Raw genomic sequence first — 24471 nt, forward strand, 5'->3', positions numbered from 1 at the left:
GTTTGAGGATCTTTATCAAGGTTCTCTTGGTTTGGTTCGAACTTTTTTAGGTTTTTAAAAATTTTGCTTGACGTGGCACTTCCATATCAGGGATGATCTTCATCCTTGTAAGGGATCCCATGATCCTTTCATAGGATCTTCGGATCCTTTCTTCCCGAAACGTCATCCTAGCATCCCGGAGCCTTCGAGAACCATCCCGGAGGTTCCGGGATAAAGGACCAATTCCTCGGGATGCTTCCCCAAACCTCCGGGAAAGAGGACGAAGGCTTCGGGAAGCATCGACAAGCCTTGAAGAAGCTTCCCCAAATCTTAAGGAAACATCCCCGGCTCCCATTCCTGACAATCGGCCGCAGATTCCGGCTCAAACCAGACAGTTTCACTGGGAATTATCGTTATCAACAGTTCAAACCCTCCCTCTACTTTCTCCTGGCCTCGAGAGAAAGATAGATGAAAGCAGGATCAAGACTTGGAGAAAGAGGACCAAAGCAGATTTCCTGAAAGCTCGGAAAAGCCGGACCGAACCTCGAAAAAAGGCTGCCCCAAAATACTTTACGGGACAGCCTTTACTCATGCATTCGCGGCAAAGGGCGGGTGAAACCCTGCCCTAATTCCAAATTATTCTTCGTCTTCGGTCATATGCTTCTTGGCCTCGGCAATAATTCCCTCCGCCAATTGGGCCGGAACCTCTTCGAAATGGTCGAAGGCAACCGTGAAATCCGCCCGGCCTTGAGTCATGGAACGGAGATCGATGGCGTATTTCATCAATTCGGCCTGCGGCGCCAATGCCTTAACCACTTGCTCCCGGCCGTCCGGTTCCATGCCCAGAATCCGGCCGCGTTTCTTGTTTAAATCGCCGATGACGTCGCCCATGAACTCCTCCGGAGTGTGGACCACCACGCTAAAGATGGGTTCCAGCAGAATCGGTTTCGCTTCCATGAAACCTTTCTTAAAAGCCAAGCGGGCGGCAATCTTGAACGCCATTTCCGAAGAATCGACCGGATGGTAGGAACCATCCACCAAAGCGACCCGCACATCGACCACGGGATACCCGGCGAGAACGCCGCGTTCCATGGTTTCAATCAAACCTTTTTCAACCGCGGGAATGTAATTGCGCGGCACCGCCCCGCCAAAAATTTTATCGACAAATTCAAAACCGGCGCCGGAGGGCAACGGACTCATCTCGATCCAGACATGGCCGAATTGTCCACGCCCACCGCTCTGCTTTTTATGCTTCCCTTCAACTTTGACGTTCCCCTTGATGGTCTCCTTGTAAGAGATCTTCGGTGTTTTCAAGGTAACGTCCACTCCGAACTTCTTATGCAGCTTGCTGGTGATCACTTCAATATGGAGATCGCCCATGCCGGAGGCGACGATCTCGTGAGTCACGGCATCTTTGCGGACCTCGAAAGTCGGATCTTCTTCCATCAGCCGGGCCAGACCGGTGCCGATCTTATCCTCGTCTCCCTTCGCCTTTGGCTCGACAGCCAGGGACAGCTTGGGTTTGGGGAATTCAATCGCCGGATAGAGAATCGGTTTGTCTTTATCGCAAAGCGTATGTCCGGTGAAGGTTTCCTGCAATTTAGCGACCGCTCCGATATCGCCGGCGCTCAACTCGGAGGCCGGCTCCTGGCTCTTGCCCTTCACGATGAAGAGTTGCCCAATCCGTTCGGCCACCCCTTTGCTGGAGTTGAAGACCTGGGAATCAGATTTGAAGGTTCCGGAAAGCACTCTAAAAAGCGTCAATTTCCCCACAAACGGGTCGGCCATGGTCTTAAAGACGAGGGCCGAGAACGGTTCGGTCTCGACTGGCCGCCTTTTTTCGTCCGCCTTGGTATTGGGATTGATTCCGGTGCTCTCGCCCCGGTCAACCGGCGACGGCAAGAACTGGGCGATAACGTCCAGCAAATTGGCGACACCGGATTGCTTAAGTGAGGAAGTGGCCAGCACCGGCACAATTCTGCCGCTTATCACGCCTTTGCGGGTACCTGACACAATCTCCTCCTGGGAGAGTTCAGCGCCATCCAAATATTTGGCGAGCAAATCGTCATCGGATTCCGCGGCGGACTCGGTCAAGAGCATCCGGTACTCTTCCACGGCATCGCTCAGATCCTCCGGAACCGGCTGTTCCACTACTTTGCCGCCTTCCATAACGAAGGCCCTGTTTTTGATGATATCGACCACGCCTTTGAATTTTTCGGCGGCTCCGATCGGGATCTGGAGCGGAATGATCTGCTTACCGAAGCGGTCGCGTAGGGCCTGGTAAGTCTCGTTAAAGTTCGCGTTTTCACGGTCCATTTTATTAATGACAATCAACCGTGCCAACTTTTCTTCTTCAGCATATTGCCAGGCCTTTTCGGTACCGACCTCTACTCCGGAGACTGCACAGGCTACGATACAAGCAGCATCCGCGGCCCGGATCGCCCCTTTCACTTCTCCAACAAAGTCAAAGAATCCCGGGGTATCCAACAGATTGATCTTGTGATCCCTATATTCCAACGGGGCTATCGAAGTGCTGAGGCTAATCTTCCGTTTAATCTCTTCGGAGTCGTAATCCATGGTGGAAGTCCCGTCATCCACTTTCCCAAAACGGTCAATTGCCTTGACGGAGAACAGCATCGCTTCGGCCAGCATCGTCTTGCCGCAACCGCCGTGTCCCATCAATACCATGTTTCGAATCTGTCCAGTCTGGTATTTTTTCAAAAATGTCCCTCCTCTGTGATCTGGTCAAAACCGGGTTATGAACAGAGTATTAAAATTTAGTTACTACTTGATAACTATTCGATTTTCTTGAATCTATTTCCTGCCGTGACAGAAATTTTTTAGGACCCTTCGGGAATAAAAACGACCCAAACTCGCATAATAATGACTGAGCTTTCCGATGGCACCAAATGAAACCGAACATGCTCTGAGGGGCAACCCTCCGTCAGGGGCATGGAGGACTAACCTGGCGTATCGCCGGTTAATAGTCCTACCGGTAAATAACGGCAGTCTTGCTGTTAGAGTGTGCATGCACAGGATTCGGCATGAAAAGTAGGCTATCGGAAAGAAGTCAGCCCGTCTTTTATAAGGACGGGCTTTGCAATTTGTTTATTTACTCTATAATCAACCCGTTTAACCCTTCAATGAGCTGCAATTTCTCCCTGGAATCCCGAAAAGGAATTCCTTTTATCAAGTCATCCAGTTCCGACTGGGGTAAAAAGTGCACTCGGAGGGTCACTCGCTCAACAACCGGTCCGGGTCTGCTTGGCGTACCCCGGAATACCGCCACATCTTGACGGTCCATTCCCAAAAAACGGTTGTCCCGGCAAGAATCGCAATAACCGGATACTGAAACCGAATAAGAATAACGATTGCCAGACTGTTTTTGAAACTGATATTCGGGATGCTTCTCCACCGCTGCTTGGAGCGAGTCTTCACTGGGAAAAGCAACTTTATCCAATTTCCAATGTCCGCATAACGTATATTCCGATCTAATTTCCAAGAACCGTTGAGCTGGCCGCTCCTTGACTGCCGGAGCCAACATCCCCCGCAATTGATCGATTTTACGGGGATTGTGAACCGCCCAGGCAAAAGTGGCTGCAACGACCAGAACAGCAACGCCGATTCGGAGCATGACCCGGTAAAATGCCGGCAATTTCAAGGAAATCACCTTCTTTTGAAGGCTAGCTTAACCAGTGTTGGAAAATTTATAACCGGAATCAAAATAATTTTTTGTAAGAACGGGACATTATTAATGAAGTCATTTTGATAAGCAAAGGTGGGTAATAAGCAATTGAATGTAGGCTGTTCGCGGAAAGAGAGTGTTTTGACGACCAGACGGGAGATTCAGTAACCGAATGAGATATTCGGTTACTGAATTAAATCGTATTGGGCTGGAATCCATCCACGTGGATCGGCTCCGTTTGGCATTTACTTGTTTAACTCGTCCATGATGGCGTCGGGTATCTCAAAATTGCCATACACATTTTGAACGTCATCATTGTCTTCCAAAGCATCTACCAATTTCAGCAATTGTTGCGCCTGTTCGGCGTCAAGTTCCACCGTATTGCTCGGTACCATCGTCAGTTCGGCGGACTTTAGCGGAATCTGTTGATTCTCCAAAGACTGGCGGACCGTCTCCAACTGGCTGGTTTCGGTGTAAATCTCAAACGTATCGTCCTGATTTTTCAAATCTTCCGCTCCCGCCTCAATGGCTGCTTCGAAGAGTTCCTCTTCGCTCTTGCCATATTCCTCGGCGTCCACTATGATGAGACCTTTCTGCGCAAAAATCCAGGCCACGCATCCTGCTTCACCCAGGTTGCCGTTGTTTCGGGAAAAGATATACCGCATATCCCCGGCAGTACGGTTCCGATTGTCAGTCAGGCATTGCACCAGCAGAGCCACTCCGCCGGGGCCGTAACCCTCATAATAGACTTCTTCGAATTGAGCGGCATCCGATTCGCCCACGCCGCGTTTGATCGCCCGCTGAATATTATCATTGGGCATATTGGCTTCTTTGGCCTTGAGTACGGCCAAACGCAACCGGAAGTTATTGTTGGGATCCCCGCCGCCCGCTTTGGCCGCCACGATGATCTCCCGGGTTACCTTTGTAAAGGCACTCGCCCGTTTCTGGTCGGTCACTTCTTTTTTACGTTTAATCGTTGCCCATTTGGAATGGCCGGACATAAAAAACACTCCTTTTGGAATCACCCCGAGAACTCCATACTGCCGCAATAACGCTCCTTAAGCACCAAACTCGACCAATATCCCGTCACTGTTGCTTCGGAGTCGAAGCGAAATGGGTGAGTTATGAAATCCTTCTATTTTCTTTAAAAGTATACCAAAAAGAAGTGCGTGAAATCAAGCTTAATAGCAAAAGGGAAGGACTACTGACGAAAAGGAGACTCCGCGCTCAACCGTTGCATGGTGCGGTAAAGCCGGAAAAGCAGGGTCACGATGAGGCCGAAGGCTAACAATGAGGCAAACGAACTTCGTAGAAACAGGAGAAAATCGTAAGAGCCGTGAATCATACAGGCGAGGAGAAATCCCTTCCAGAGTAACCCCTGATCACTGATGGCCGATAGTTTGTACCGCGCCACATAATTGCCCATCCAACCGGTGAAAGTGGCATGAGCCAGCGTGGTTACAACCGCCCGCATCGCCGCGACGCCGTACCCGTAAACACTGGCCCAAAGGAAGTTTTCCAGTGAGGCGAATCCCAATCCAAGCGTAATTCCATAAATAATTCCATCCACCGGTTCATCCAGTTCATGATTCTTGCTCATCATCCAGATCAGAAAGCTGCTTTTGAGACCCTCTTCGATGAGCGCCACCACTAAAAAAGCCAGCATTAGAAAGTTGAGCCAATTGGCGTTTTGAATCGCGTTGACGATCTGGGGACGCCAGATCTGCTCCAGCACCCCCGCAGGGACTACCAATAAAATTCCCATAAAAAAAACTTTCAGGATCATCCGCAAAGGTTCCGGTTCAAACCGATCCTGCTTATAAAAGTACCATAACCATAAAAGCCCGGGGCCGATCGAGGCGACGATCAGGATTGCCACGTTTGTCATTTTTAACCTCCTGAGCTAAAAGAATTGCATTCCTGTCAAATCACCTTTGGATGCGGGGATGGCAACCCGGTGCCCGCAAAAAATATGAAGCCACCATCTGTTTTTGACAAGGTAAATCATGCAATTCCATCAAAGCTTGATGAGGTTATTATAAACTGCCCTCGGCTTTTCATACCTCACGCCGACAGCCGAAGGCAATTCTTTTCCCTCGATAGCTGCGACAACATATTTGGAAGGACTTCCATTCCAGCGAAAAGCAGCCGTGGCAAAAAAGACCCGCCAAATTACGGCTTTCCCTGCACCGATTGACGGTAGGCCCGGTAATAAGTGTAAAAAGCAAATATCGAAACGGCGATTGCCGCGCCGATACAAAGCGTTCCCAGCTTGGGACTGGCCCAATAAATTCCAAAGCCGAGGAAAAAACCGAAAGTTGCGCTTTTTCCCCAGCGATTCGCCGGTATCAACCGCCGGCTATTCCGAAACAACATGGCCCCGGCGAAAACCTGAAGCAATTCCTTGGCGAAATAAATTCCCACCATCCAACCGGGCAACGACCAACGGATGGCGAAGGCCAATAAGATTAAAACGATTAATAACTTGTCGGCCAGCGGGTCCAGCATCTTTCCCAAGTCGCTGATCTCGTTCCGTTTGCGGGCGACGTAACCGTCGGCCAGATCGGTGAGACCCGCCAGCCCCACCAGAATGACAGCCCAAACCAGTCCCGAGGAAGTCCCGGCGGTTAACTGCCAAAACACTAAGGGCGCAAGGATAAAACGGACTGAAGTGATCCAATTGGCAAGCGTCATGGAACCATCCCTTTTTCATTATATCTTGAGCTTTCCACTTCATTTAAAAGCGTTGTGATAAACCCTGTCCGAAGGCCAGGGTGAACACAAAAGCTCAGAAAAGCAAGTGATAAAGTCGTTTTTGAGTCCACTGAAAGGATGATTTCCGAATTGGAGACTTTATCACATGGCTTTTAAAGCTTTCAAGTTTAAGAAATTCCCCATCATCGTAACCAGTTGTTAACCCATGAAACCGAGAGCTGCCATCAGGATGCCCACCATGGGTGGAGGTCATGGTTATCGAATTGAGCTCTTTAATTTACTTATAATTCTGGTAATGATCCGAATTTCCCTGCCGGATTGGATTCATTTCGAGAGAAATTCCCATCCGATGGAATTTCTCTCGAAAGCTCGTTTTTTTCAAATGATGAAAAGAGCAACGAATTTTTCATCCGCTGCTCATACCCCCTAATCATCCTGCGCCTCGTTAACAAAATCCCGTTTTCAATTCTAAGGGACTTGCCATTCTTCAACCGGTTCGGTTGGGCGAGCCTTTGGGACGACGGGAAGGCTTCCCTGGTCTGGAAGGCCGAGCCAAGTGATCGGCCCGGCGACGTCGCGGCGCTATCAAACAATGGGGACCGAAACCGATTAGATCATTTCGCCCGGCGGTATGCAAAGCTTCGTACACTAGGTCGTAATTGGCCGGATTGCGGTATTGCAACAGAGCCCGCTGCATCGCTTTCTCCTTGGGAGAGCGCGGTACGTAGACATTCTCCATGGTCCGCGGATCGAGTCCCGTGTAGAACATACAAGTGGAAAGGCTGCCCGGCGTCGGATAAAAATCTTGGACCTGTTCGGGCGTATAATGAATATCCCGAAGATACTCGGCCAGCTCGATGGCTGCCTCCAGATCGCTGCCGGGATGGCTGGAAACAAGATATGGAACGAGGTACTGTTCTTTACCCAATTCACGGTTGATCTCATAAAACTTCTTCACAAACCGGTCGTAAACCAAACGTTCCGGTTTCCCCATCCGCCGCAACACCCGCTCGGCAACATGCTCCGGAGCCACCTTCAATTGACCGCTGATATGATGTTCGCAAAGTTCCTTGAAGAAATCATCGTTCTTGTCCAACATTAAATAATCATAGCGGATTCCGGAGCGGATAAAGACCTTTTTGATTTCGGGGATCGCCCGCAATTTCCGGAGCAGTTCCAGATATTCGGAATGATCGACGATCAAATTCCGGCATCCTCCATTCTCCAGGCACTGTTTCTCTTTGCAGGCACCCGACTTCAACTGGATCTGGCAAGCCGGGTTGCGAAAATTGGCGGTCGGTCCGCCGACATCGTGAATATATCCTTTGAAATTATCGAGCCAGGTTAGTTTTTTCGCCTCATTCAGAATTGATGATTGGCTCCGTTTTTGAATGATCCGCCCTTGATGGAAATGCAGCGCGCAAAAAGAACAAGCTCCGTAGCAGCCTCGATGGCTCGTGATGCTAAATTCGACCTCCCGGATGGCCGGCACGCCCCCCTGTGACTGATAGACCGGATGATAAGCCCTTTGAAACGGCAATGCGTAAACCCGGTCCATCTCAGCCACATTGAGCGGCAATGCGGGCGGGTTTTGCACCACATACCGTTCCCCGTGCGGTTGAACCAAAGTCCGGCCCCGAATCGGATCTTGTTCGTCGTATTGTAGCTTGAACGCAGCGGCATATTGATGCCGCTCATCTTTCACCGCTTCGTAAGACGGAGTGAGGATCCAAGTTTGGCCCCGTTCTTCCGTTTTGAAATACTCCCCCAACTCAGCGTCGCTGGCAAGATAGACCGTACCCCGCAGATCGCGAATGTTTCGGATCGATTCTCCCGCAGCCAACCTGGCGGCTAACTCCAGGACCGGCTTCTCTCCCATCCCGTAGATCAACAAATCGGCTTTGGAATCAACCAACACCGAACGACGAACCGTATTATCCCAGTAGTCATAATGGGCAAACCGCCGCAGGCTGGCTTCGATTCCTCCCAGGATCACCGGGACGTTTTTAAATGCTTCCCGGACCCGGTTCGCATAAACAATTACTGCCCGATCCGGGCGGTGGCCGGCGTTTCCGCCCGGAGAATAAGCGTCATCCCGGCGTGGTTTCTTGCTGGCAGTATAATGATTGACCATCGAGTCGATGACGCCCGAGGCGATAAACACCCCCAGCCGCGGTCTTCCCAAAACTTTAAAATCCTTAACGTCGTGCCAATCCGGTTGCGGAATAATGCCGATTTTATAGCCCTGACTTTCTAAAAGCCGGCTGATGATGGCATGCCCAAAACTGGGGTGGTCCACATAGGCGTCTCCGCTAACCAACAAAAAATCCAATTGCTCCCAGCCGCGTTCTGCCATGTCGGCTTTGGATATCGGCAAAAACAAACCTTTATTGGTAGCCATAATGAATACTGATTCCTTTTCCCGTTAATCATCCAATATGTAAAATTCGATAAACGTATTATTCCCGAAAACTTCCTCCAACTACGAAAAAGCCGCCAAGTCTATGAGGATGAAATAAATTTCTTCGCAAGATTGACATTCCGAAAACCGAAATGCAAATAAATCAAAGCGGAATTTATTTTATCCTATTCCAGCGGTAATAAGTTAAACGAAATCCCTTCATCTTTCATCATGGGCTTTTAGGCTTTAGGGACATGATGCTCACTTAGAAATTGAATTCAACTCATATAGCAACCATTTTATAATATTCTCTCAACAAAAACAATCCAAAAAGGATTGTGAACGTGAAAAGAGGCAGCCATGCTTTGGCTGCCTCACTGATCGTATACTTCTTAGAAAGTGTAGTTAACCCGTACTTGATTGTATTGTTCGACACCCTCGTCTTCCGATTCAGCCCAGCTTCTCACTTCGGTGGACAGGTTGTTGGTGAAGTTGTAACCGATCCGGGTAGCCCATTTGGACTGAGAGTCAGTGGCCTCGGTGTCATATTCGCCACGGGCATAGAACTTGTTCATGGTGAACAGGGCGCCCACTTTGGCGACATCCTGGTCGTTATTGTCTTTGCCGATTTCGCCGTAGATGTTCAGGTTCTTAAGCGGTTGAGCGGTAGCTTGCCATACCAAAGCGCCGTCTTGGTCCGAATCAAGCTTCTGATAGTTCACGCCAATGCTGGCAACGCCGAAGTTGTAATCGGCTTCAACTTGATAAGCGTTATCTTTGAATTCACTGTCGATACCGTTTTGACGGGGTTGGAAACCCAGGGCCAAGTTGATGTTTTTGCCGAGTTTCGGAGCTATTTTAACTGCTAACGGGGCGTTCATCTCTTCGGTGCTGTTGTCCATGATGGTCATGACGGACGGATTGAAAGCGAATTTACCAACGGTAACGTCGGCCAATTGGTTCTTATAGGTGAAGCTGGCTTCCTCTAAATTGATGCCATAGGTCGGATCGGTGAGTTCATTACCGATTTTGTCCATACCCTTTTTAAGCTGAGTGTGGTAGTCAAGATTCTGACCGAGTTGGCCGTCGAAATTGATGACTGCCTCGATACCGGCGTTATCTTTGTCGATACCGTAAACAACATTACCATTAACATTAGGAGCAGCGGAAACAGCTACAGCGGTAGAAAGTACTAAAGAGAGTGTTACGATTGATGTGACTAACTTTTTCAATTGATTGCCTCCTAAAGAATTATAATTTTGATTTTTGCTGAGACGGAAACTGGATTCATTGATAACTGGGATTCCTGGAAGCAAGGTTCAAAAGCTACTCCCACATCACTCCTTCTTCCGACAAACAGTGGGTTTGTTTATCGGGTTATGCGTTTTTCAAGGTTCTGATGTCATCTTACTACCCGGTGGCCCATTTGTGAATAGGCTAAATTCTTCCCGGTTTTCACATAATTATGTTGCATTTTATAGAATCGTTGCCACGAGTTTACAATACTCTGGGATAATTGAAACGATAAAGGTTAAAAGCTTCAAGCTGAACATTTTTTCATTTGGTTCCCTCTAGAAGCGTTGTGATTAACCCTATCCGAAGGCTAGGGGTGAACACAAAAGCTCAGAGAAGCAAGTGATAAAGTCGATTTTTAATCCATTGAAAGAGTGATTTCCGAATTGGAGGACTTTATCACCTGGCTTCTAGCCGGTCCCATCACAAAAAAACGCCCGAAGGCGCCATGTCATTGGAATAACTGAATAGAAACGATTCTATGCTCGGGGATGGCTATTCAAATAAACCGCCCGAATTTTTTCCCGGGTCAGGTGCGTATAGATTTGAGTGGTCGAAATATCGACATGTCCTAAAAGCTCCTGGACTACCCGAAGATCGGCACCATTCTCCAATAAATGCGTGGCAAAAGTATGCCGGATGGCGTGCGGACTTAATTTCCGATTGAGTGCGAGCTGCTGGAGGTACTTTGCGAAGATTCGCTGAATGCTTCGGCCGCTCAACCGGGTACCGCGATAATTGAGAAAGACGTTCGACGACGGTTTCCCGTTCACTTCGCTTGCCAAGTAGGGCCGTGACTCCTGCAAATAATGTTGCAATGCTCTTTGTGCAGCGCCACCCAACGGCACCAGCCGTTCCTTCGAACCTTTACCGAAGACCCGGATGTAACCTCGGGGAAAATCCAGATCTCCCAGCGTCAGCCCAACAACCTCCTGCAAACGTAGGCCGCTGGAATAAAAGAGCTCAAGCAACGCCCGGTCTCGAATACCCAGTTTTTCTGAGCAGTCAACCAATTCCAACAGATCGAGCATTTCTTGTTGATACAGAAATTGCGGCAACTTTTTTTCCCGCTTCGGAGTAGCCACGCCCAGGACCGGGTTTCGGTCTAAATAACCCTGGCGGCAGAGATACTTGAAAAACGAACGGATGCAAGCTATTTTACGTGCGGTTGAGGTCTTGGCGTAATCCGCCTGTTTCAATTGGGAAAGAAACTCCCGCACCAACAGATGGTCTACCTTCTCCAAATCCTGAATCTTTTTTTCTTGGAGAAACTCAAAAAACTGGCGCAGATCCAGGCCATAACTCTCGATGGTCTTTGGCGAATAGTTTTTACCGACTCGAAGCTGAGTCAGATATTCATCAATGAACCTTTCCAAAATACCACCCTATTTATTAATGGATGTTTTATTTTCGAATGTTTTCAAGATTGAAGGTCTATTCGATTATAAATTGAAGTCTGTTTTATAGGTTTCAAGGATCCGCAATGCTCTTTCGGAGTACATTAAATGCCGTTCTTTTTTCCCTTTTACCCTTTCGCCGAGAGGCTCCATTAACCCAAAATTGACATTCATGGGTTGGAAATAGCGGGAATCGGCATGGCATATATATTGGACCAATGAGCCGATAGCCGTTGTGGCGGGAAATTCGAGCGGGGTTTGGCCGAGAGCAATCCGGGCACAATTGAGACCGGCCAGCAACCCGGAACTGGCTGACTCGACATAACCTTCAACCCCGGTGATCTGGCCGGCAAAGAATAAATCGGAACGTCGTTGTGCTTGATACGTGGGAAGCAACACGACCGGCGCGTTGATGTAGGTATTGCGATGCATGACTCCGAATCGGGCAAACTCGGCGTTTTCCAATCCAGGAATCATCCGAAAGACCCGTTGTTGCTCTCCCCATTTTAAATGAGTCTGAAATCCAACCAAATTATAAAGACTGCCATCACGATTTTCGGGACGTAACTGAACCAGCGCGTAAGGTCTCCTGCCAGTGCGCGGGTCGGTGATCCCAACCGGTTTCATCGTTCCAAAACGTAACGTATCCCGACCCCGGCTTGCCAAAACCTCCACCGGCATGCAACCTTCAAAGAAGATCGCCCGCTCATTAGGTAAATGAGCCTCAGATACCTCCGCCTTCGTCAGATCTTCCCAAAACCGCTCATACTCCTCCCGGGAAAAGGGACAATTCAAATACGCCCCGTCTCCCTTATCATAACGGGAAGCCTCAAATACGATCTCCCGGTTCAGCGATTCCGCTGTGACGATCGGGGCGGCGGCATCGTAAAAATAAAAATACTGTTGCCCGGTAAACTGTTGAATCGCCTCCGCCAAACCGGGGGAGGTCAATGGCCCGGTGGCCACGATGACCGGACCTTCGGGAATCGCAGTCAACTCTTCCCGAACCACCTCGAGCAAGGGACTTTCCAACAAAAGTTCCGCCACTTTTTGCGAGAACTCATGACGGTTGACCGCCAGGGCGCCTCCAGCCGGGACACTGGTGGCATCGGCGGCGCGCATAATGATCGAATCAAACCGGCGCATTTCTTCTTTCAGTAAGCCGACGGCATTTTCGAGTGACGCGCCGCGCAGCGAATTGCTGCAAACCAGCTCAGCAAAATCGCCGCTATGATGGGCCGGAGTCATCTTTCCCGGACGCATCTCATACAAACGGACTGGAACATTCCGCTTGACCAATTGCCAGGCTGCTTCAGAACCTGCTAAACCAGCCCCGATAATAACAACCGGCCTCATTCCTCCGACCCGCCCTGCTCCGTCAATTCCGCTTGATACCCGCAGTTCTGATTGAGGCAGAGGATCTGTTTAGGCTGGTTCCGTCCGCCTTTCACCGTACAAATGGAGCCACATTTGGGGCAGGGTTCTTTATAGGGCCTTTCCCAAGTGACAAAGTCACATTGCGGATACTGGTTGCATCCGTAAAACAGGCGGCCTTTCTTGGATTTCCGTTCCACCACTTCCCCCTGGCCGCATTTTGGACATTTCAATCCCAATACTTTCCGCAAGGGTTTGGCGTTCTTGCATTCCGGATAGCCGGGGCAGGCCAGGAATTTTCCAAAACGTCCATATTTATAAACCATGGTCCGGCCGCATTTTTCGCACTTCTCATCGCTCTCTTCGACAGGGACCTCTAACCGCTCCACAGTCTCCTTGGCTTGAGCCACCTCTTGACTGAAGGTTCCATAAAAATCGGATAAAACATTTACCCATTCCAGATTGCCTTCCGCGATCTGATCGAGTTTCTCTTCCATCTCCGCAGTAAACTCGTAGTCGACGATCTGGCCAAACTTTTGTTTCAACAAATCCACTACGACCTGGCCCAATTCAGTTGGTTTGAAGCGTTTCTCTTCTAATTGGACATAATTTCGTTTCATAATCGTGTCAATGGTTGGAGCAAAAGTGCTGGGGCGTCCGATTCCCTTCTCTTCCAACGTCTTGATCAGAGTAGCCTCCGTATAGCGGGGTGGTGGTTGGGTAAAATGTTGCTTCGGAGCCAGAGCTTGAAGCTGAACCTGTTCTGCTTCATTCATCTCCGGCAGGATGCCTTCCTCTTCTGGCGCGTCATCATCCCGGCCTTCCTGATATACTTCGAGGAAACCCGGGAATTTAAGCACGCTGCCGTTGGCGCGAAAGATATATTCCCCGCCCTTGATCGCAACCCCGACTGTATCCATGATGGCCGGGAGCATCTGGCTGGCAGTAAAGCGTGACCAAATCAGCTGGTATAAGCGAAACTGATCTTTGGAAAGAAAGGGTTTTACTGATTCCGGCACCCGTCCAATCCGGGTCGGCCGAATCGCCTCATGCGCCTCTTGCGCGCTGGCGGCTTTGGTTTTATAGACAGGCGGTTTTTCCGGTAATCGATCGGGACCATACCGTTCCTGGATGACTTCTCTCGCTTCGACTTGAGCTTCTTCAGCCACTCGAACCGAATCCGTCCTCATATACGTGATTAAGCCATCGCTGCCGGCCTCGCCCAATTCAATTCCCTCATATAACTGTTGGGCGAGCATCATTGTTTTTTTAGCTCCAAAACCCAACTTACGAGCGGCTTCCTGTTGCAGACTGCTGGTTGTAAAAGGAGGAGCCGGAAAACGCAGTTTCTCTTTTCGTTTGACCTCGGTGATCAAATATTGGTAATTCTTTAAATCCTCGGTAATCTTCTTCGCTTGCTCTTCGTTGGCGATAACCAGTTTTTTCTTGCCCTTGGAGGTTAACTTGGCTGAAAACCCTTCCCCTTTAACATTATTAAAATCCCCGGTTATGCTCCAAAATTCCTCTTTTATAAACTCCCGGATCTCTTGTTCTCTTTCACAAATGAGCCGAACCGCGACCGATTGTACGCGACCCGCGCTCAATCCTCTTCGAATCTTTCGCCAAAGTAACGGACTCAATTCGTAACCGACGATCCGGTCTAAAATACGTCGCGCTTGTTGAGCATTGACCTTATCCAAATCGATGGGACGCGGATGCTTTAATGAATTCTCTACAGCCTTTTTGGTAATCTCGTGAAATTCAACCCGTTTGCAGCGTTCCTCTTTTAAATCGAGAATATTGGCCAAATGCCAGGAGATCGCCTCTCCTTCGCGGTCAGGGTCAGTCGCCAAAAAGATCGAGTCGGCTTTTTTGGCTGACTCCTTCAATTCCTGAATAATCTTTCCTTTGCCTCGAATATTAATATATTTCGGCTTAAAACCATTATTGATGTCGACGCCGAATTGGCTCTTCGGGAGATCGACAATATGTCCCATGGATGCCTTTACCATATATTTTTTGCCCAAATACTTTTCGATCGTTTTGGCCTTGGCCGGGGATTCCACGATAACCAATGATTTCACAAAAATACCTCCGTACAGTTACAATGCGCCATTTTCCTCATACGCTAGGGTATCCGGATAAAATGGCGACAGAATATTCCAAATCCATAAAAAAAGGGTTATCACTAACCCGATGGGAGACGTCAATTCAAACAAATGCAGGCTGCACTGTCGTTCGGATGGAAAAGGATCATTAATAATCGTTCCTCATCCTCGATCACTTTATGCAGTATCAATTCCAGTTCTTTCATTCCAACCTCAAAAGAATCCAACAGTAGCGCCTCGGCTAAAATCTTTTCCATCTCATCCGGAGAAATCAAGGAACTATCCGCCAACCGAATCAGTTCGCCTCGGCAAGGTACAGAAATTTTACGAATTTCGGCGGGGGAGAAAACCCGATAGCCATTGACACTCACCCGTTCAATGACGTCATCGTCCGACTTCAGGGTAGATGGTATGGAGTAGAGTAATTTAAAAGCAGCCTCGATCTCGTTGGCTTCATAACCCAGTTCTACCAATGCGGCGATTAAATTTCTCTCCGAAAGCATATTATCGCCTTGATCCAACACTTGCTTCATTACATAATTGGCAATCTCGATGACCCTTTCCATTGATTTCATCCCCTGTCTGGGCTTTATTAATCTTTCGGCAAAAAACGGATTTGCTTTAGTTTGAAGGAAGTTTAACAGCAGTCTCGGACGGAAGTCCTAAATTAATCATAGTATATAATAAATTTCCGGGATATGTAACCGTTTATTTTATTCGCAGGTATAGTTGTCCGGGAAAACGTTTGACCAACCCTTTCAGTTCCAGCTGTATCAACACGGCATTCAGCTCTGCTGGGGCCAGGCCTGCTCGGCGTAAAATCTGATCGATATGTAAAGGTTCCCGGCTCATCGTGGCCATAATCTTTTGCTCGCTGGGATTCAAAACGTCGGCTTCCGCGGCGGCTACTTCGGCGGTTTCCAGTTGGGGTATGGATAATTCCGCGAGAATATCCCGATAATCTTCGACCAATTTAGCGCCTTGGCGAAGCAATTTATGTGGACCTTTACTTCCATCATTTCCAATGTTGCCGGGAACGGCAAATACTTCACGTCCCTGTTCCAAGGCAAAACCCGCCGTAATCAAGGAGCCGCTGTCTTGGGTGGCTTCAACCACAACCACTCCCAAGCTCAAGCCGCTGATGATCCGGTTTCGGGCTGGAAAGTTCGATGCCAATGGCGGTGTTCCCAACGGATATTCGCTAATCACCGCGCCGTGAGCAGCAATTTGTTCCATCAGTTCCCCATTTTCACTCGGATACACGATATTCAATCCGCATCCTAACACGGCGATAGTCCGGCCTTGTGCCGCCAAAGCGCCGCGATGAGCTTCGGAATCAATGCCGCGCGCCATGCCGCTGACAATTGTGAGGCCTTGATGGCTGAGATTCATCGCCAGTTCACCGGCGATGTACTCTCCCTGTGGCGTTGGATTCCTCGTTCCGACGATAGCAACGGCCATATCGTCGCCATGAGCGAAATATCCTTTAGTGTAAAGCACCGGAGGCGGATCGGCAATTTTTTTAAGAGGAGCCGGATAATTGTCCTCCGGATAGCAGATAACGCGAAACCCGAATTGCTGTACGAGCCTTAATTCACGCTCTGGATCCCAGGACCGCAGTCTCTGGAGCGCGGCTACGGTTTTCTCTCCAATGATTGGTAATAACCGTTCCGGCGGAGAGTGCCAGGCATCTTTCATATTTCCGAATTCTTCAAGCAATTTAAAGAATCGAATGGAGCCAATCCCGGGCATCCGGTTCCAGCGCAACCAATATTTCAGCTCTTCCGTATTCACATTGCCACCCCCATAAGAATTATTCGTGGCAAATTATACCATTCCTGCTTCTGGTGGGCGAGGTTTATGAATTTTGGAAGAGCCTTAACTTTAGTTGCCAGCATGATTCGGTTGGTTTCTCAAATACTATCATCAGCTAGACACTGCCGGAAACGGAGCATTGAAGGAGCTGTTGGTTATGGAACAAGACCGCGATCACATTTATCTCTGTCCGCGCTGCGGGGTGGATACTCTTCATTATATTGTGAACCATAAAAATGACGTTTTCGGGATTGTTTGTTCCAATTGCCACACTCCTTCCCTGGTCCGGAAGGAAATACTCACCTATCATCAATTAAAATGGGAGGATGAGCTGAGGCTCATCCTGAATAATCTGGAAAATCCTTTCGATGAACACTAAAAGTTAAACTTCCATGATGATTGGCAGAATCATCGGACGACGTTTCATTCGGCCATAGAGGTGTTTACCAAGAATTTCCCGAATTTGGTTTTTCATTGTTGCCCAATCCGCGTTTTGCGAACAATTTTCGATAGCTTGCTTTACTTTCTCTTTTGCTTCCTCGATCAACTCTTCGGATTCACGGACGTAGACAAAACCGCGCGAGACGATATCGGGTCCGGCAACAATTCTGCTGCTCTCCTTATCGATGGTCACGACCACAATTAGAATTCCGTCCTGCGAAAGTTGTTTGCGATCCCGCAATACGATATTCCCGACATCCCCGACGCCCAGCCCATCTACAAATACCTTTCCGGAAGCTACTTTGCTGGCAATCCGGATTTTTTCACGGGTCACTTCGATCATATCGCCATTCTCGGCGATCACTACATTCTCACTGTCAATTCCGAGTTCCACTGCCAGGTGGGCATGCTGTACCAAATGGCGGTATTCTCCGTGCACCGGCACGAAATATCTGGGACGCACCAAATTCAGCATTAATTTTTGTTCTTCTTGACTGGCGTGACCCGAAACATGAATTCCGGAATCCGATTCATAGATAACCGTGGCTCCCTGTTTGAACAGATGATTGATGGTCCGGGCAACTAATTTCTCATTGCCTGGGATGGTCGAAGCCGAAATTAACACGGTATCTCCGGGAACGATATTGATTTTACGGTGATCCGAGGTTGCCATCCGGGTGAGCGCCGACATCGGCTCCCCTTGGGTTCCGGTGGTGATGATGGCAACTCGGTTCGCCGGGTAGCGATCGATCTCATCGATGTCCACCAACAATCCTTCCGGTACCTTTAAATAGCCCAAATCCATGGCAATAGAAGCCACGTTGATCATGCTTCGTCCCACCAAGGCCACCTTGCGCTCATGGTGAAAAGCGGTGTCCATAATCTGCTGCACCCGGTGGATGTTCGAAGCAAAAGTGGCGACCAAAATTCTTCCCGGGGCTTGGACAAAAAGTTCGTTGAAAGTCTTATTCAGTTCCCGTTCGGAAGGGGTATAGCCTTCGCGTTCCACATTGGTGCTGTCGGATAGGAGCACTAATACTCCTTTATCCCCCAATTCGGCCAATTTTCGAAAGTCGGTGACTTTCCCGTCGACCGGAGTATGGTCAAATTTAAAATCGGCAGTATGCAAAATCACCCCAACCGAAGTGTGAATGGCGAGAGCGGTTACATCGGCAATGCTATGATTCACGTGGATAAACTCCACTGAGAAATTACCGATTTTTACCTCATCACCCGCCTTAACACATACGGTACGGACGTCGCGGACCATATTGTGTTCTTCGAACTTTCCTTTTGCCAGCCCCAGAGTGAGTTTGGTCCCGTAAATCGGAACGTTCAACTGTTTGAGAACGTAAGGCAGCGCCCCAATATGATCCTCATGACCGTGCGTCAAGAGGATTCCTTTCACCCGCTCCCGATTGTCGACCAAATACGATATATCCGGTATGACTAGATCAATTCCCAACATATCCTCATCCGGAAATGCCAAACCGGCATCAATGACTAAGATCTCACGGTTGCACTCAACCGCCATCATGTTCTTGCCAATCTCGCCCAAACCTCCGAGCGGGATCAACAAAACACGGTCTTGCTTGTTAAAAAGACCCAATAAAAAAAACACCTCCACTTGTGCTGTACAGATCGGTTGGTCTCAATATGTTTTCGGGTTTTCTCCGCAGGGTTACCCGGTACCCCTTCAAAAGAACCTAAACTTTGCCGTTCCAAAATGCCGCACATTTTTATTAAAATTAATTATAGCGGATTTATTCTTCGTATACAAGTAAATATCAGGTCATAATTTTGTCTCGTCCATATCTCAAATTTTCAAAAATAATGACTCCTTGACCCCGGCACCCCCCTACTTAGTTAAATTCCGGGGAAGGATCGACTTCGGGAATATTTTGCACCTTCGGGCGATAAAATAAACTCGCATTCAGTCAAGTGAGGTGAAAACATGGACCACCGTTCCAGTGAAAAATACGATATTATTGCCCAGGAGTGCGGCGGATATGAACCGATTCTTTCCAAAAACCTCGCTTCCAGTTTTGAGTATGGTCAAACGGAAGACGCAGGTTGCGACACCTGCGTCAATTTTCACAACGGTTCTTGCGATATTTATAAAAACGAGGCCGGGTATTAATGATGAGGCTGTTGAGAAACTTGTTTGGCAGCTTCAATGATCATCCGCAACGCATCGGCACGAACTTGACGATCTTCGCGGGAAAGTTTTGCAAAGACTTCTCCTTCGGGGCTGACCGCATATCTGCCGCGCAAGTTGGAAAGGGCGATGGCCACAGTATCGACCCGGCAACGATCACAAGCGCAAAATTCCGGATGTTGTCGATGAAACTCCTCAAAAATTTCCACAACGACATCCTCCATATAGTTTTTTAAACTCATGACTCCTCCCCACCCCTTTTTCTCTTTTGATTACGCTTGATAAGTCTCCAAGACCTGACGCATTTTGGCGATGGGCGCCTCCCGGTCAAGCCACAATGAAAAACTTTGCGCCCCTTGATAGAGTAACAACGATAGGCCTGTCAGCGTCGGACAACCCGCCTGGCGAGCTTCGTTGATGAGCCGGGTATCCCCTTTGCGGTATACCAGATCATAAACAAGCAGCCGCTCGTGAAATAATTTTGACTGGACCAAGGAAGCATCTTCATGCAATCCCACGGATGTCGTGTTGATCAAGAGCTGAAACCGGCTCCAATCCAATGCTTCCAATTGGTCCAATCTGGCGAGGATTACTTCAAACCCGGTCCGGTCGCGAACTTGATCCCGCAAATCGGCCACACGTTTTGGATCACGATTGACAACGGTTATCGAACGGACATTGGAAGCGACAAGCCGATAAAGCAGTGCCGCCGCCGAGCCTCCCGCCCCCAGCATCAAGATGTTCTTTCCGGTCGGATCAAATTGGCCGTCTTCCCGCAACGACTGGATAAAGCCGCTCCCGTCGGTGCTGGTGCCGATTAAGCGGCCGTTCCGGTTCATAATGGTATTCACGGAACCGCTCTGTAAAGAATCACCCACAATCTCATCCAACTCCGGGATAACCGCCTGTTTAAGGGGAATTGTCAAATTAATTCCCTGAATGCCGAGGGCTCTAATCCCTTGGACTGCAGCGGGCAGCTGAGAAAGCGTTACGTGAAAGGGCAAATACACACCGTTTACGTTCAATTCGGCAAATGCCGCATTCTGCATAACCGGTGACAGACTATGGGCCACCGGATCTCCAAAAACGCCATAGACGGCCGTACTTCCCGTGATTCGCTGTTGATTCATAATCCTTCCATGTTGCGTAAACTATCGATGCCGCAACAAATTTCTTAAACGCCCGGATAGGTTGCGACATATTTCCTTTATTCATAAGATGAAAAAATTTGTCATTCATAACCGGCTTACAGGATATGAAAGTACTCATCTTATATAGCTTGAAGCAACACGAACTCCTTCACATTTGTTCGGGTTCCTATTAAAACATTCATCCCTACCAAAGAAAGAATTCGGAGATTTTTGGTAAATTCCTTCTTTCGGAACCCCGATACTTTTCAGGGAGATTACGGTACTCACCGAAAAGGATGTTCGGCGGACCCATCCCGGATAGAAAAAACCACCGTCGCACGGTGGTTGAAATTTTATCCAAAATGGATCAATTGAAGCTGGTTTTATATTTGTACCGTCAAGGCGGTGGTGTATATCCGAGAGGAATCATCAGCCAAATTGTCGTCGACCATTACTTTCGCATGGATTTTCCGGGTCAACGCATAACTGGCGCCCAGGCGCAGGTTCTCGCTGGACCAATCATCCGCCTTCATGGTCACCTCACCACCGAGGCGCAATTTGGAGCCCAATTGCAGGCTGGCGCCAGGGGTAATCATCATCTCATCATCCGTGGCTTTTCCCGTTTCAACGTTGAGATAACCATATAAGAAATTGAAGTTGGTCCAGACGGATAAACCGTACATCGGAATGTTTTGCTCACCCAGGTCATAACCGAGATAAGCGGTATAACCCATGGTCTTATTGTGCCGCGGGTTAAAGTAAGCTTTTACCAATGTCTGGCGGTCCGATTGGTTGACATTCCGCAGCTCACCCGCTAAGGTGATAGATGGAGCGATTCCGTAACTCACTTCTGCATTGAAAGCCTTGTCTTCCTGATCGGGCTGGTTAAAACGGGCGGAGAGATCGATTCCCAACCCGGCAGGAGGCAGTGTTCTGCCGTTTTCCGCGCCAAAAGTGTAAGGGTTGGCAAGAGCAGCCACAGCTGAAGATGTGAGTAGGATGAGAGCAGCGATAGTTGCCAGGATCGTTTTTTTGAACAACCGTAAACACTCCTTATTTTGTATTAAGCGACTGTCTTCGTCACTACAATCGACGGTACGCGTCGCCTTACCCTAGCTTTCTACAAGGAATGCTCCGGTCCCTGCCGTGATCATCTGTTAAACCAGGCAATCCGAACCAAACCAGTTTTCTTTTACCGTTTCATTTTGTACCATAGTCCCATTCCTACTAGTTCCTAAATCCCATAATCTATAGATGTCTTGTCTGATTCTATTTTTCGCATGTGTCGCAATTCCTGGCGGATAGATAATTCGCCAATATCTGGAGGTGATACAATGAACTATCATGCTGCCGCTCCCCCACAATTCGGAATGCCGCTTCCGCAATGGAATGGCTGGCAGCCGTCCGGCGATCCAATGGCGGTTGCCGAAATCGCTGGTGGTCCCCTCGCACCCGATATCCGCGGTCTAGTTTTATTTCAAGATGTCCCGGGCGGGACATGGGTTTCAGTAAACGTCTCCGGACTCCCTCCTTACCGGCCAGCCAGCGGGAACCAGGCGCCCATCGGCCCTCATGGGTTTCACATTCATGAAACCGACTCGTGCGCTCCCGGCGACCCAACCAATCCTTTTCAGGGCGCCGGCGAACACTGGAATCCAACCCGGCAGCCTCATGGAAATCACGCCGGTGATTTCCCAGCGCTCTTTTCCAACAACGGCCGGGCCCTCATGGGCTTTTTCACGGACCGCTTCCGGGTTGATGAAGTCATCGGCCATTCCGTCATCATTCATCAAAATCCCGATGACTATCGCAGTCAACCGGCGGGGGCGTCCGGAAAACGCTTAGCATGCGGCGTGATTCGGCCTTACCCGTCCCAATAAACCTGAATCCTCAAAAGATCGCTTTATTTTCATCGTAATGATTGTCCAAAGGATATTTTTCTGGTATATATTTTAAGGGAGATTCCAGGCAAGCTTCTTCATGTCGGGCATTTCATGTTGCCAATACCGTATTCGGCGCGTAATCCTCGGAGCAGGCGGGCAAAACGATTTTTCGACACCCGCCTGTCTTTATATGCCCCTCCCAAAACAGTTTTATGGAGGATACACTGTATATGACCCTGATCGAACTTTATAAAAATGCCTATCACCAGCTCCATACCCAAACGCCGTTGCGGACCGATTGCGGCCGCCTCTGCAACCGGGCTTGCTGCCAAGAAAATGACGAAGATCTGGGTATGTACCTGTTCCCGGGTGAAGCGGAGCTGCTTCTCGCCGCGGATTTTCTGCGCATTGAACCAACCGACCTGCAATATCTCCCCGGCAAAAACGTCTATTTCGCCTCCTGCAACAGCCAGTGCCGACGCTCGCAACGCCCGCTGGCCTGCCGCATCTTCCCGCTAACTCCTTATATGACGGCCAAAGGATTATTGACCACGATCATTGATCCCCGGGCCCGGTTCGTCTGTCCGTTGGCCCGGGAATATCAGCGTTCCGACTTCCATCCGGAATTTGTGCGGGCAGTGCAAAAAGTGGGGCAATTATTGATCAAGCACCAGGAGACCCAGGCATTCCTGCTTTGGTTAGCCGCCGTTATCGACGAATACCGGGAACTGCCGTTTTCCACAAAATGAACAATTTTGGGTGTCAATTGAAGGATGGTCCAAAAAGGAATTATTGCCCATTTTGTCATCGGTTTGTTACAATTTGTTAATTGAGCGAATGCTTTCCGGTGTTACAATGAGAAAAGATCGAAAATAAACGAATTGAGGATGGGTATGCGTCATTTCCGTTATTTGCTGTTCCTATTGCTGTTCTTGGTCACTCCAGTAACCACCACAACCGCCCCTGCTCCGGAATCCTCCCAACAACCGCTCTCCAACGAACTCTCGCTCGCGGATAAACAGGCGATGCAGCGGAAGATTCTCAATGAGATTCTAAACAAATACGAGGGCAACCAAACTTTCCTCAAACTTCATGAATACATGATCATCAAGTTTCAGCAACTGGCGAAACAACGCTCGCCCCGCCAGCCGGAACTGATTATTCGAGAGGCCTTTGAGCGTACCCAAGTTGTTTACGAAAAAACCAAACCGTTTGTTCGAAACAGCTTTCGTGATTTTAATCCCGACGCAGTGGAACGGTCGGTAGAAAAGTATCTATGGCTCAAGGGACTCTGCTTTTTGATCCTTGGCATCAACCAAGAGCACGAGATCGGTCTATCCTATTTCTATCTGCCCGAGAATCAAGGAATGAAAAAGGAATTGCTCCGCGATATTATCCACTATTCCTTTCCGGAAGTTCCCGATGTTCCGGCGAACCGCATCTGGTTTCAGAACATGGTCCAAGTCATGGATCGTCTGGGCTACAAAATCTTTAACATCAATAAATACTCTCCCGCCAAGAATCTCGCCGCTGCGCCAAACCGGGTTTCGTGACAGGAAATACAGGCCGGTTACTCCATGCCCGAACGAACTCCCGGCCGCGGCCGAGATCTTAAGCGGTGCGGGCGATCCGGGGTTAGTCTTGAGTTTCCACCTCTTCGACGGGATAATCCATTTCCCGAACGATTTTGCCGTCCGCAGTCAAGGCAATGGCATGACCCGCCCCGGAATAGATCCGGGCATAAACTCGCCTTCCGGAATTGTCCACTGTCAGCCAATGCTCATCCCAACTGCCCGGACCCAGCCGTTCCTCTACTGAGGCCGCGGCGGCCCGAAATTGCGGGTTCTGCTCAAACTTGGCCGCCTCCTCCCGGTTCAGCTCCTGAATATCCTCTTCCTCCAACTCCACAAAAAAACGGTTTTCAAAGACCGTCGGCTGATAATTATTCATGCGTTTTGTACGCCCCCTCATCCTAATTCTGCCCATCCTTTTCTGCATCTAAACAGCGGAAAGCGATCGTTTTTCAACTTACCCCGTTATCGTACCGCTCGACAGATCCGCCTTGGTCCGCGACGGGCCATGACTTTTCAAC

General features: G+C 49.0%; 22 protein-coding genes. 5 read left to right on the top strand and 17 right to left on the bottom strand.

Annotation, left to right across the window (positions count from 1 at the left end):
* Positions 1-615: 615 nt before the first annotated feature.
* From fusA to dprA, 12 genes are all read right to left on the bottom strand, one after another.
* Positions 616-2700 carry an elongation factor G gene (gene fusA, locus EDC14_RS24195; protein WP_132017307.1) on the bottom strand — a complete coding sequence of 695 codons (2085 nt, stop codon included), beginning with the start codon at positions 2698-2700 and terminating at the stop codon, positions 616-618.
* A 391-nt stretch (positions 2701-3091) separates the two neighbouring features.
* On the bottom strand, positions 3092-3613 hold the full coding sequence (locus tag EDC14_RS24200; protein ID WP_132017309.1) for a BofC C-terminal domain-containing protein: 522 nt from the start codon (positions 3611-3613) through the stop codon (positions 3092-3094).
* Between the two features lie 296 nt (positions 3614-3909).
* On the bottom strand, positions 3910-4665 hold the full coding sequence (locus EDC14_RS24205; protein WP_132017311.1) for a YebC/PmpR family DNA-binding transcriptional regulator: 756 nt from the start codon (positions 4663-4665) through the stop codon (positions 3910-3912).
* A 200-nt stretch (positions 4666-4865) separates the two neighbouring features.
* Positions 4866-5552: a PrsW family intramembrane metalloprotease gene (locus tag EDC14_RS24210; protein WP_132017313.1), complete on the bottom strand. Its 687-nt coding sequence runs from the start codon at positions 5550-5552 to the stop codon at positions 4866-4868.
* A 284-nt stretch (positions 5553-5836) separates the two neighbouring features.
* Positions 5837-6358, bottom strand: a complete 522-nt coding sequence (locus tag EDC14_RS24215; RefSeq protein ID WP_132017315.1) for a CDP-alcohol phosphatidyltransferase family protein — start codon at positions 6356-6358, stop codon at positions 5837-5839.
* Positions 6359-6866: 508 nt separating this feature from the next.
* Positions 6867-8780 (bottom strand): YgiQ family radical SAM protein, encoded by a 1914-nt coding sequence (locus EDC14_RS24220; RefSeq protein ID WP_132017317.1) that lies wholly within the window; start codon positions 8778-8780, stop codon positions 6867-6869.
* Between the two features lie 392 nt (positions 8781-9172).
* Complete coding sequence (locus EDC14_RS24225) at positions 9173-10012, bottom strand: porin (protein WP_165908287.1); 840 nt, start codon at positions 10010-10012, stop codon at positions 9173-9175.
* Between the two features lie 540 nt (positions 10013-10552).
* The gene (gene xerC / locus EDC14_RS24230) at positions 10553-11449 is read right to left on the bottom strand and encodes a tyrosine recombinase XerC (RefSeq protein ID WP_132017321.1); all 897 of its coding nucleotides are present in this window, start codon (positions 11447-11449) and stop codon (positions 10553-10555) included.
* A gap of 66 nt (positions 11450-11515) precedes the next feature.
* Positions 11516-12826, bottom strand: coding sequence for a methylenetetrahydrofolate--tRNA-(uracil(54)-C(5))-methyltransferase (FADH(2)-oxidizing) TrmFO (trmFO, locus tag EDC14_RS24235; RefSeq protein ID WP_132017323.1), 1311 nt, complete (start codon positions 12824-12826; stop codon positions 11516-11518).
* Positions 12823-14928, bottom strand: a complete 2106-nt coding sequence (gene topA, locus EDC14_RS24240) for a type I DNA topoisomerase (RefSeq protein WP_207930786.1) — start codon at positions 14926-14928, stop codon at positions 12823-12825. Before topA ends, trmFO begins: the two co-directional genes overlap by 4 nt.
* Positions 14929-15050: 122 nt before the next feature.
* Complete coding sequence (locus tag EDC14_RS24245) at positions 15051-15518, bottom strand: DUF494 family protein (RefSeq protein WP_165908288.1); 468 nt, start codon at positions 15516-15518, stop codon at positions 15051-15053.
* A 142-nt stretch (positions 15519-15660) separates the two neighbouring features.
* Positions 15661-16746, bottom strand: a complete 1086-nt coding sequence (dprA, locus tag EDC14_RS24250; protein WP_132017330.1) for a DNA-processing protein DprA — start codon at positions 16744-16746, stop codon at positions 15661-15663.
* A 178-nt stretch (positions 16747-16924) separates the two neighbouring features.
* On the opposite strand from dprA, the gene EDC14_RS24255 reads away from it, so the two are divergent.
* Positions 16925-17146, top strand: coding sequence for a hypothetical protein (locus EDC14_RS24255; protein ID WP_132017332.1), 222 nt, complete (start codon positions 16925-16927; stop codon positions 17144-17146).
* Positions 17147-17149: 3 nt separating this feature from the next.
* Here the strand turns inward: EDC14_RS24255 and EDC14_RS24260 are convergent, their stop codons facing one another.
* Positions 17150-18817, bottom strand: a complete 1668-nt coding sequence (locus EDC14_RS24260; protein ID WP_243663107.1) for a ribonuclease J — start codon at positions 18815-18817, stop codon at positions 17150-17152.
* A gap of 345 nt (positions 18818-19162) precedes the next feature.
* Here EDC14_RS24260 and EDC14_RS24265 point away from each other — a divergent pair, with 345 nt between their 5' ends.
* Positions 19163-19348, top strand: coding sequence for a hypothetical protein (locus EDC14_RS24265; RefSeq protein WP_132017334.1), 186 nt, complete (start codon positions 19163-19165; stop codon positions 19346-19348).
* Here the strand turns inward: EDC14_RS24265 and EDC14_RS24270 are convergent.
* From EDC14_RS24270 to EDC14_RS24280, 3 genes are all read right to left on the bottom strand, one after another.
* Positions 19345-19608 (bottom strand): late competence development ComFB family protein, encoded by a 264-nt coding sequence (locus EDC14_RS24270; protein ID WP_132017336.1) that lies wholly within the window; start codon positions 19606-19608, stop codon positions 19345-19347. The genes EDC14_RS24265 and EDC14_RS24270 overlap by 4 nt on opposite strands.
* Positions 19609-19638: 30 nt before the next feature.
* Complete coding sequence (locus tag EDC14_RS24275) at positions 19639-20496, bottom strand: shikimate dehydrogenase (protein ID WP_132017338.1); 858 nt, start codon at positions 20494-20496, stop codon at positions 19639-19641.
* A gap of 383 nt (positions 20497-20879) precedes the next feature.
* A complete protein-coding gene (locus EDC14_RS24280; protein ID WP_132017340.1) occupies positions 20880-21536 on the bottom strand; it encodes a hypothetical protein in 657 nt (218 codons plus the stop codon).
* A 330-nt stretch (positions 21537-21866) separates the two neighbouring features.
* On the opposite strand from EDC14_RS24280, the gene EDC14_RS24285 reads away from it, so the two are divergent.
* From EDC14_RS24285 to EDC14_RS24295, 3 genes are all read left to right on the top strand, one after another.
* The gene (locus EDC14_RS24285; protein WP_132017366.1) at positions 21867-22376 is read left to right on the top strand and encodes a superoxide dismutase family protein; all 510 of its coding nucleotides are present in this window, start codon (positions 21867-21869) and stop codon (positions 22374-22376) included.
* 233 nt (positions 22377-22609) lie between these two features.
* A complete protein-coding gene (locus tag EDC14_RS24290) occupies positions 22610-23128 on the top strand; it encodes a hypothetical protein (protein ID WP_132017342.1) in 519 nt (172 codons plus the stop codon).
* 144 nt (positions 23129-23272) lie between these two features.
* Positions 23273-23932: a hypothetical protein gene (locus EDC14_RS24295; protein ID WP_132017344.1), complete on the top strand. Its 660-nt coding sequence runs from the start codon at positions 23273-23275 to the stop codon at positions 23930-23932.
* Positions 23933-24014: 82 nt separating this feature from the next.
* Here the strand turns inward: EDC14_RS24295 and EDC14_RS24300 are convergent, their stop codons facing one another.
* Positions 24015-24329: a hypothetical protein gene (locus tag EDC14_RS24300; protein ID WP_132017346.1), complete on the bottom strand. Its 315-nt coding sequence runs from the start codon at positions 24327-24329 to the stop codon at positions 24015-24017.
* Positions 24330-24471: the final 142 nt, after the last annotated feature.

The organism is Hydrogenispora ethanolica (assembly GCF_004340685.1).
GTDB classification, from domain to species: Bacteria; Bacillota; UBA4882; order UBA8346; family UBA8346; genus Hydrogenispora; species Hydrogenispora ethanolica.

What these genes read in the sequence shown, in the direction of transcription:
- EDC14_RS24255 (WP_132017332.1), top strand. Translation starts at nt 16,925, where the DNA reads ATGGAACAAGACCGCGATCACATTTATCTCTGTCCGCGCTGCGGGGTG.
- EDC14_RS24200 (WP_132017309.1), bottom strand. Translation starts at nt 3,613, where the DNA reads ATGCTCCGAATCGGCGTTGCTGTTCTGGTCGTTGCAGCCACTTTTGCC.
- EDC14_RS24265 (WP_132017334.1), top strand. Translation starts at nt 19,163, where the DNA reads ATGGACCACCGTTCCAGTGAAAAATACGATATTATTGCCCAGGAGTGC.
- EDC14_RS24285 (WP_132017366.1), top strand. Translation starts at nt 21,867, where the DNA reads ATGCCGCTTCCGCAATGGAATGGCTGGCAGCCGTCCGGCGATCCAATG.
- EDC14_RS24220 (WP_132017317.1), bottom strand. Translation starts at nt 8,780, where the DNA reads ATGGCTACCAATAAAGGTTTGTTTTTGCCGATATCCAAAGCCGACATG.
- EDC14_RS24270 (WP_132017336.1), bottom strand. Translation starts at nt 19,608, where the DNA reads ATGAGTTTAAAAAACTATATGGAGGATGTCGTTGTGGAAATTTTTGAG.
- EDC14_RS24210 (WP_132017313.1), bottom strand. Translation starts at nt 5,552, where the DNA reads ATGACAAACGTGGCAATCCTGATCGTCGCCTCGATCGGCCCCGGGCTT.
- EDC14_RS24300 (WP_132017346.1), bottom strand. Translation starts at nt 24,329, where the DNA reads ATGAATAATTATCAGCCGACGGTCTTTGAAAACCGTTTTTTTGTGGAG.
- EDC14_RS24290 (WP_132017342.1), top strand. Translation starts at nt 22,610, where the DNA reads ATGACCCTGATCGAACTTTATAAAAATGCCTATCACCAGCTCCATACC.
- EDC14_RS24245 (WP_165908288.1), bottom strand. Translation starts at nt 15,518, where the DNA reads ATGGAAAGGGTCATCGAGATTGCCAATTATGTAATGAAGCAAGTGTTG.
- trmFO (WP_132017323.1), bottom strand. Translation starts at nt 12,826, where the DNA reads ATGAGGCCGGTTGTTATTATCGGGGCTGGTTTAGCAGGTTCTGAAGCA.
- EDC14_RS24295 (WP_132017344.1), top strand. Translation starts at nt 23,273, where the DNA reads ATGCGTCATTTCCGTTATTTGCTGTTCCTATTGCTGTTCTTGGTCACT.
- EDC14_RS24215 (WP_132017315.1), bottom strand. Translation starts at nt 6,358, where the DNA reads ATGACGCTTGCCAATTGGATCACTTCAGTCCGTTTTATCCTTGCGCCC.
- EDC14_RS24205 (WP_132017311.1), bottom strand. Translation starts at nt 4,665, where the DNA reads ATGTCCGGCCATTCCAAATGGGCAACGATTAAACGTAAAAAAGAAGTG.
- EDC14_RS24275 (WP_132017338.1), bottom strand. Translation starts at nt 20,496, where the DNA reads ATGAATCAACAGCGAATCACGGGAAGTACGGCCGTCTATGGCGTTTTT.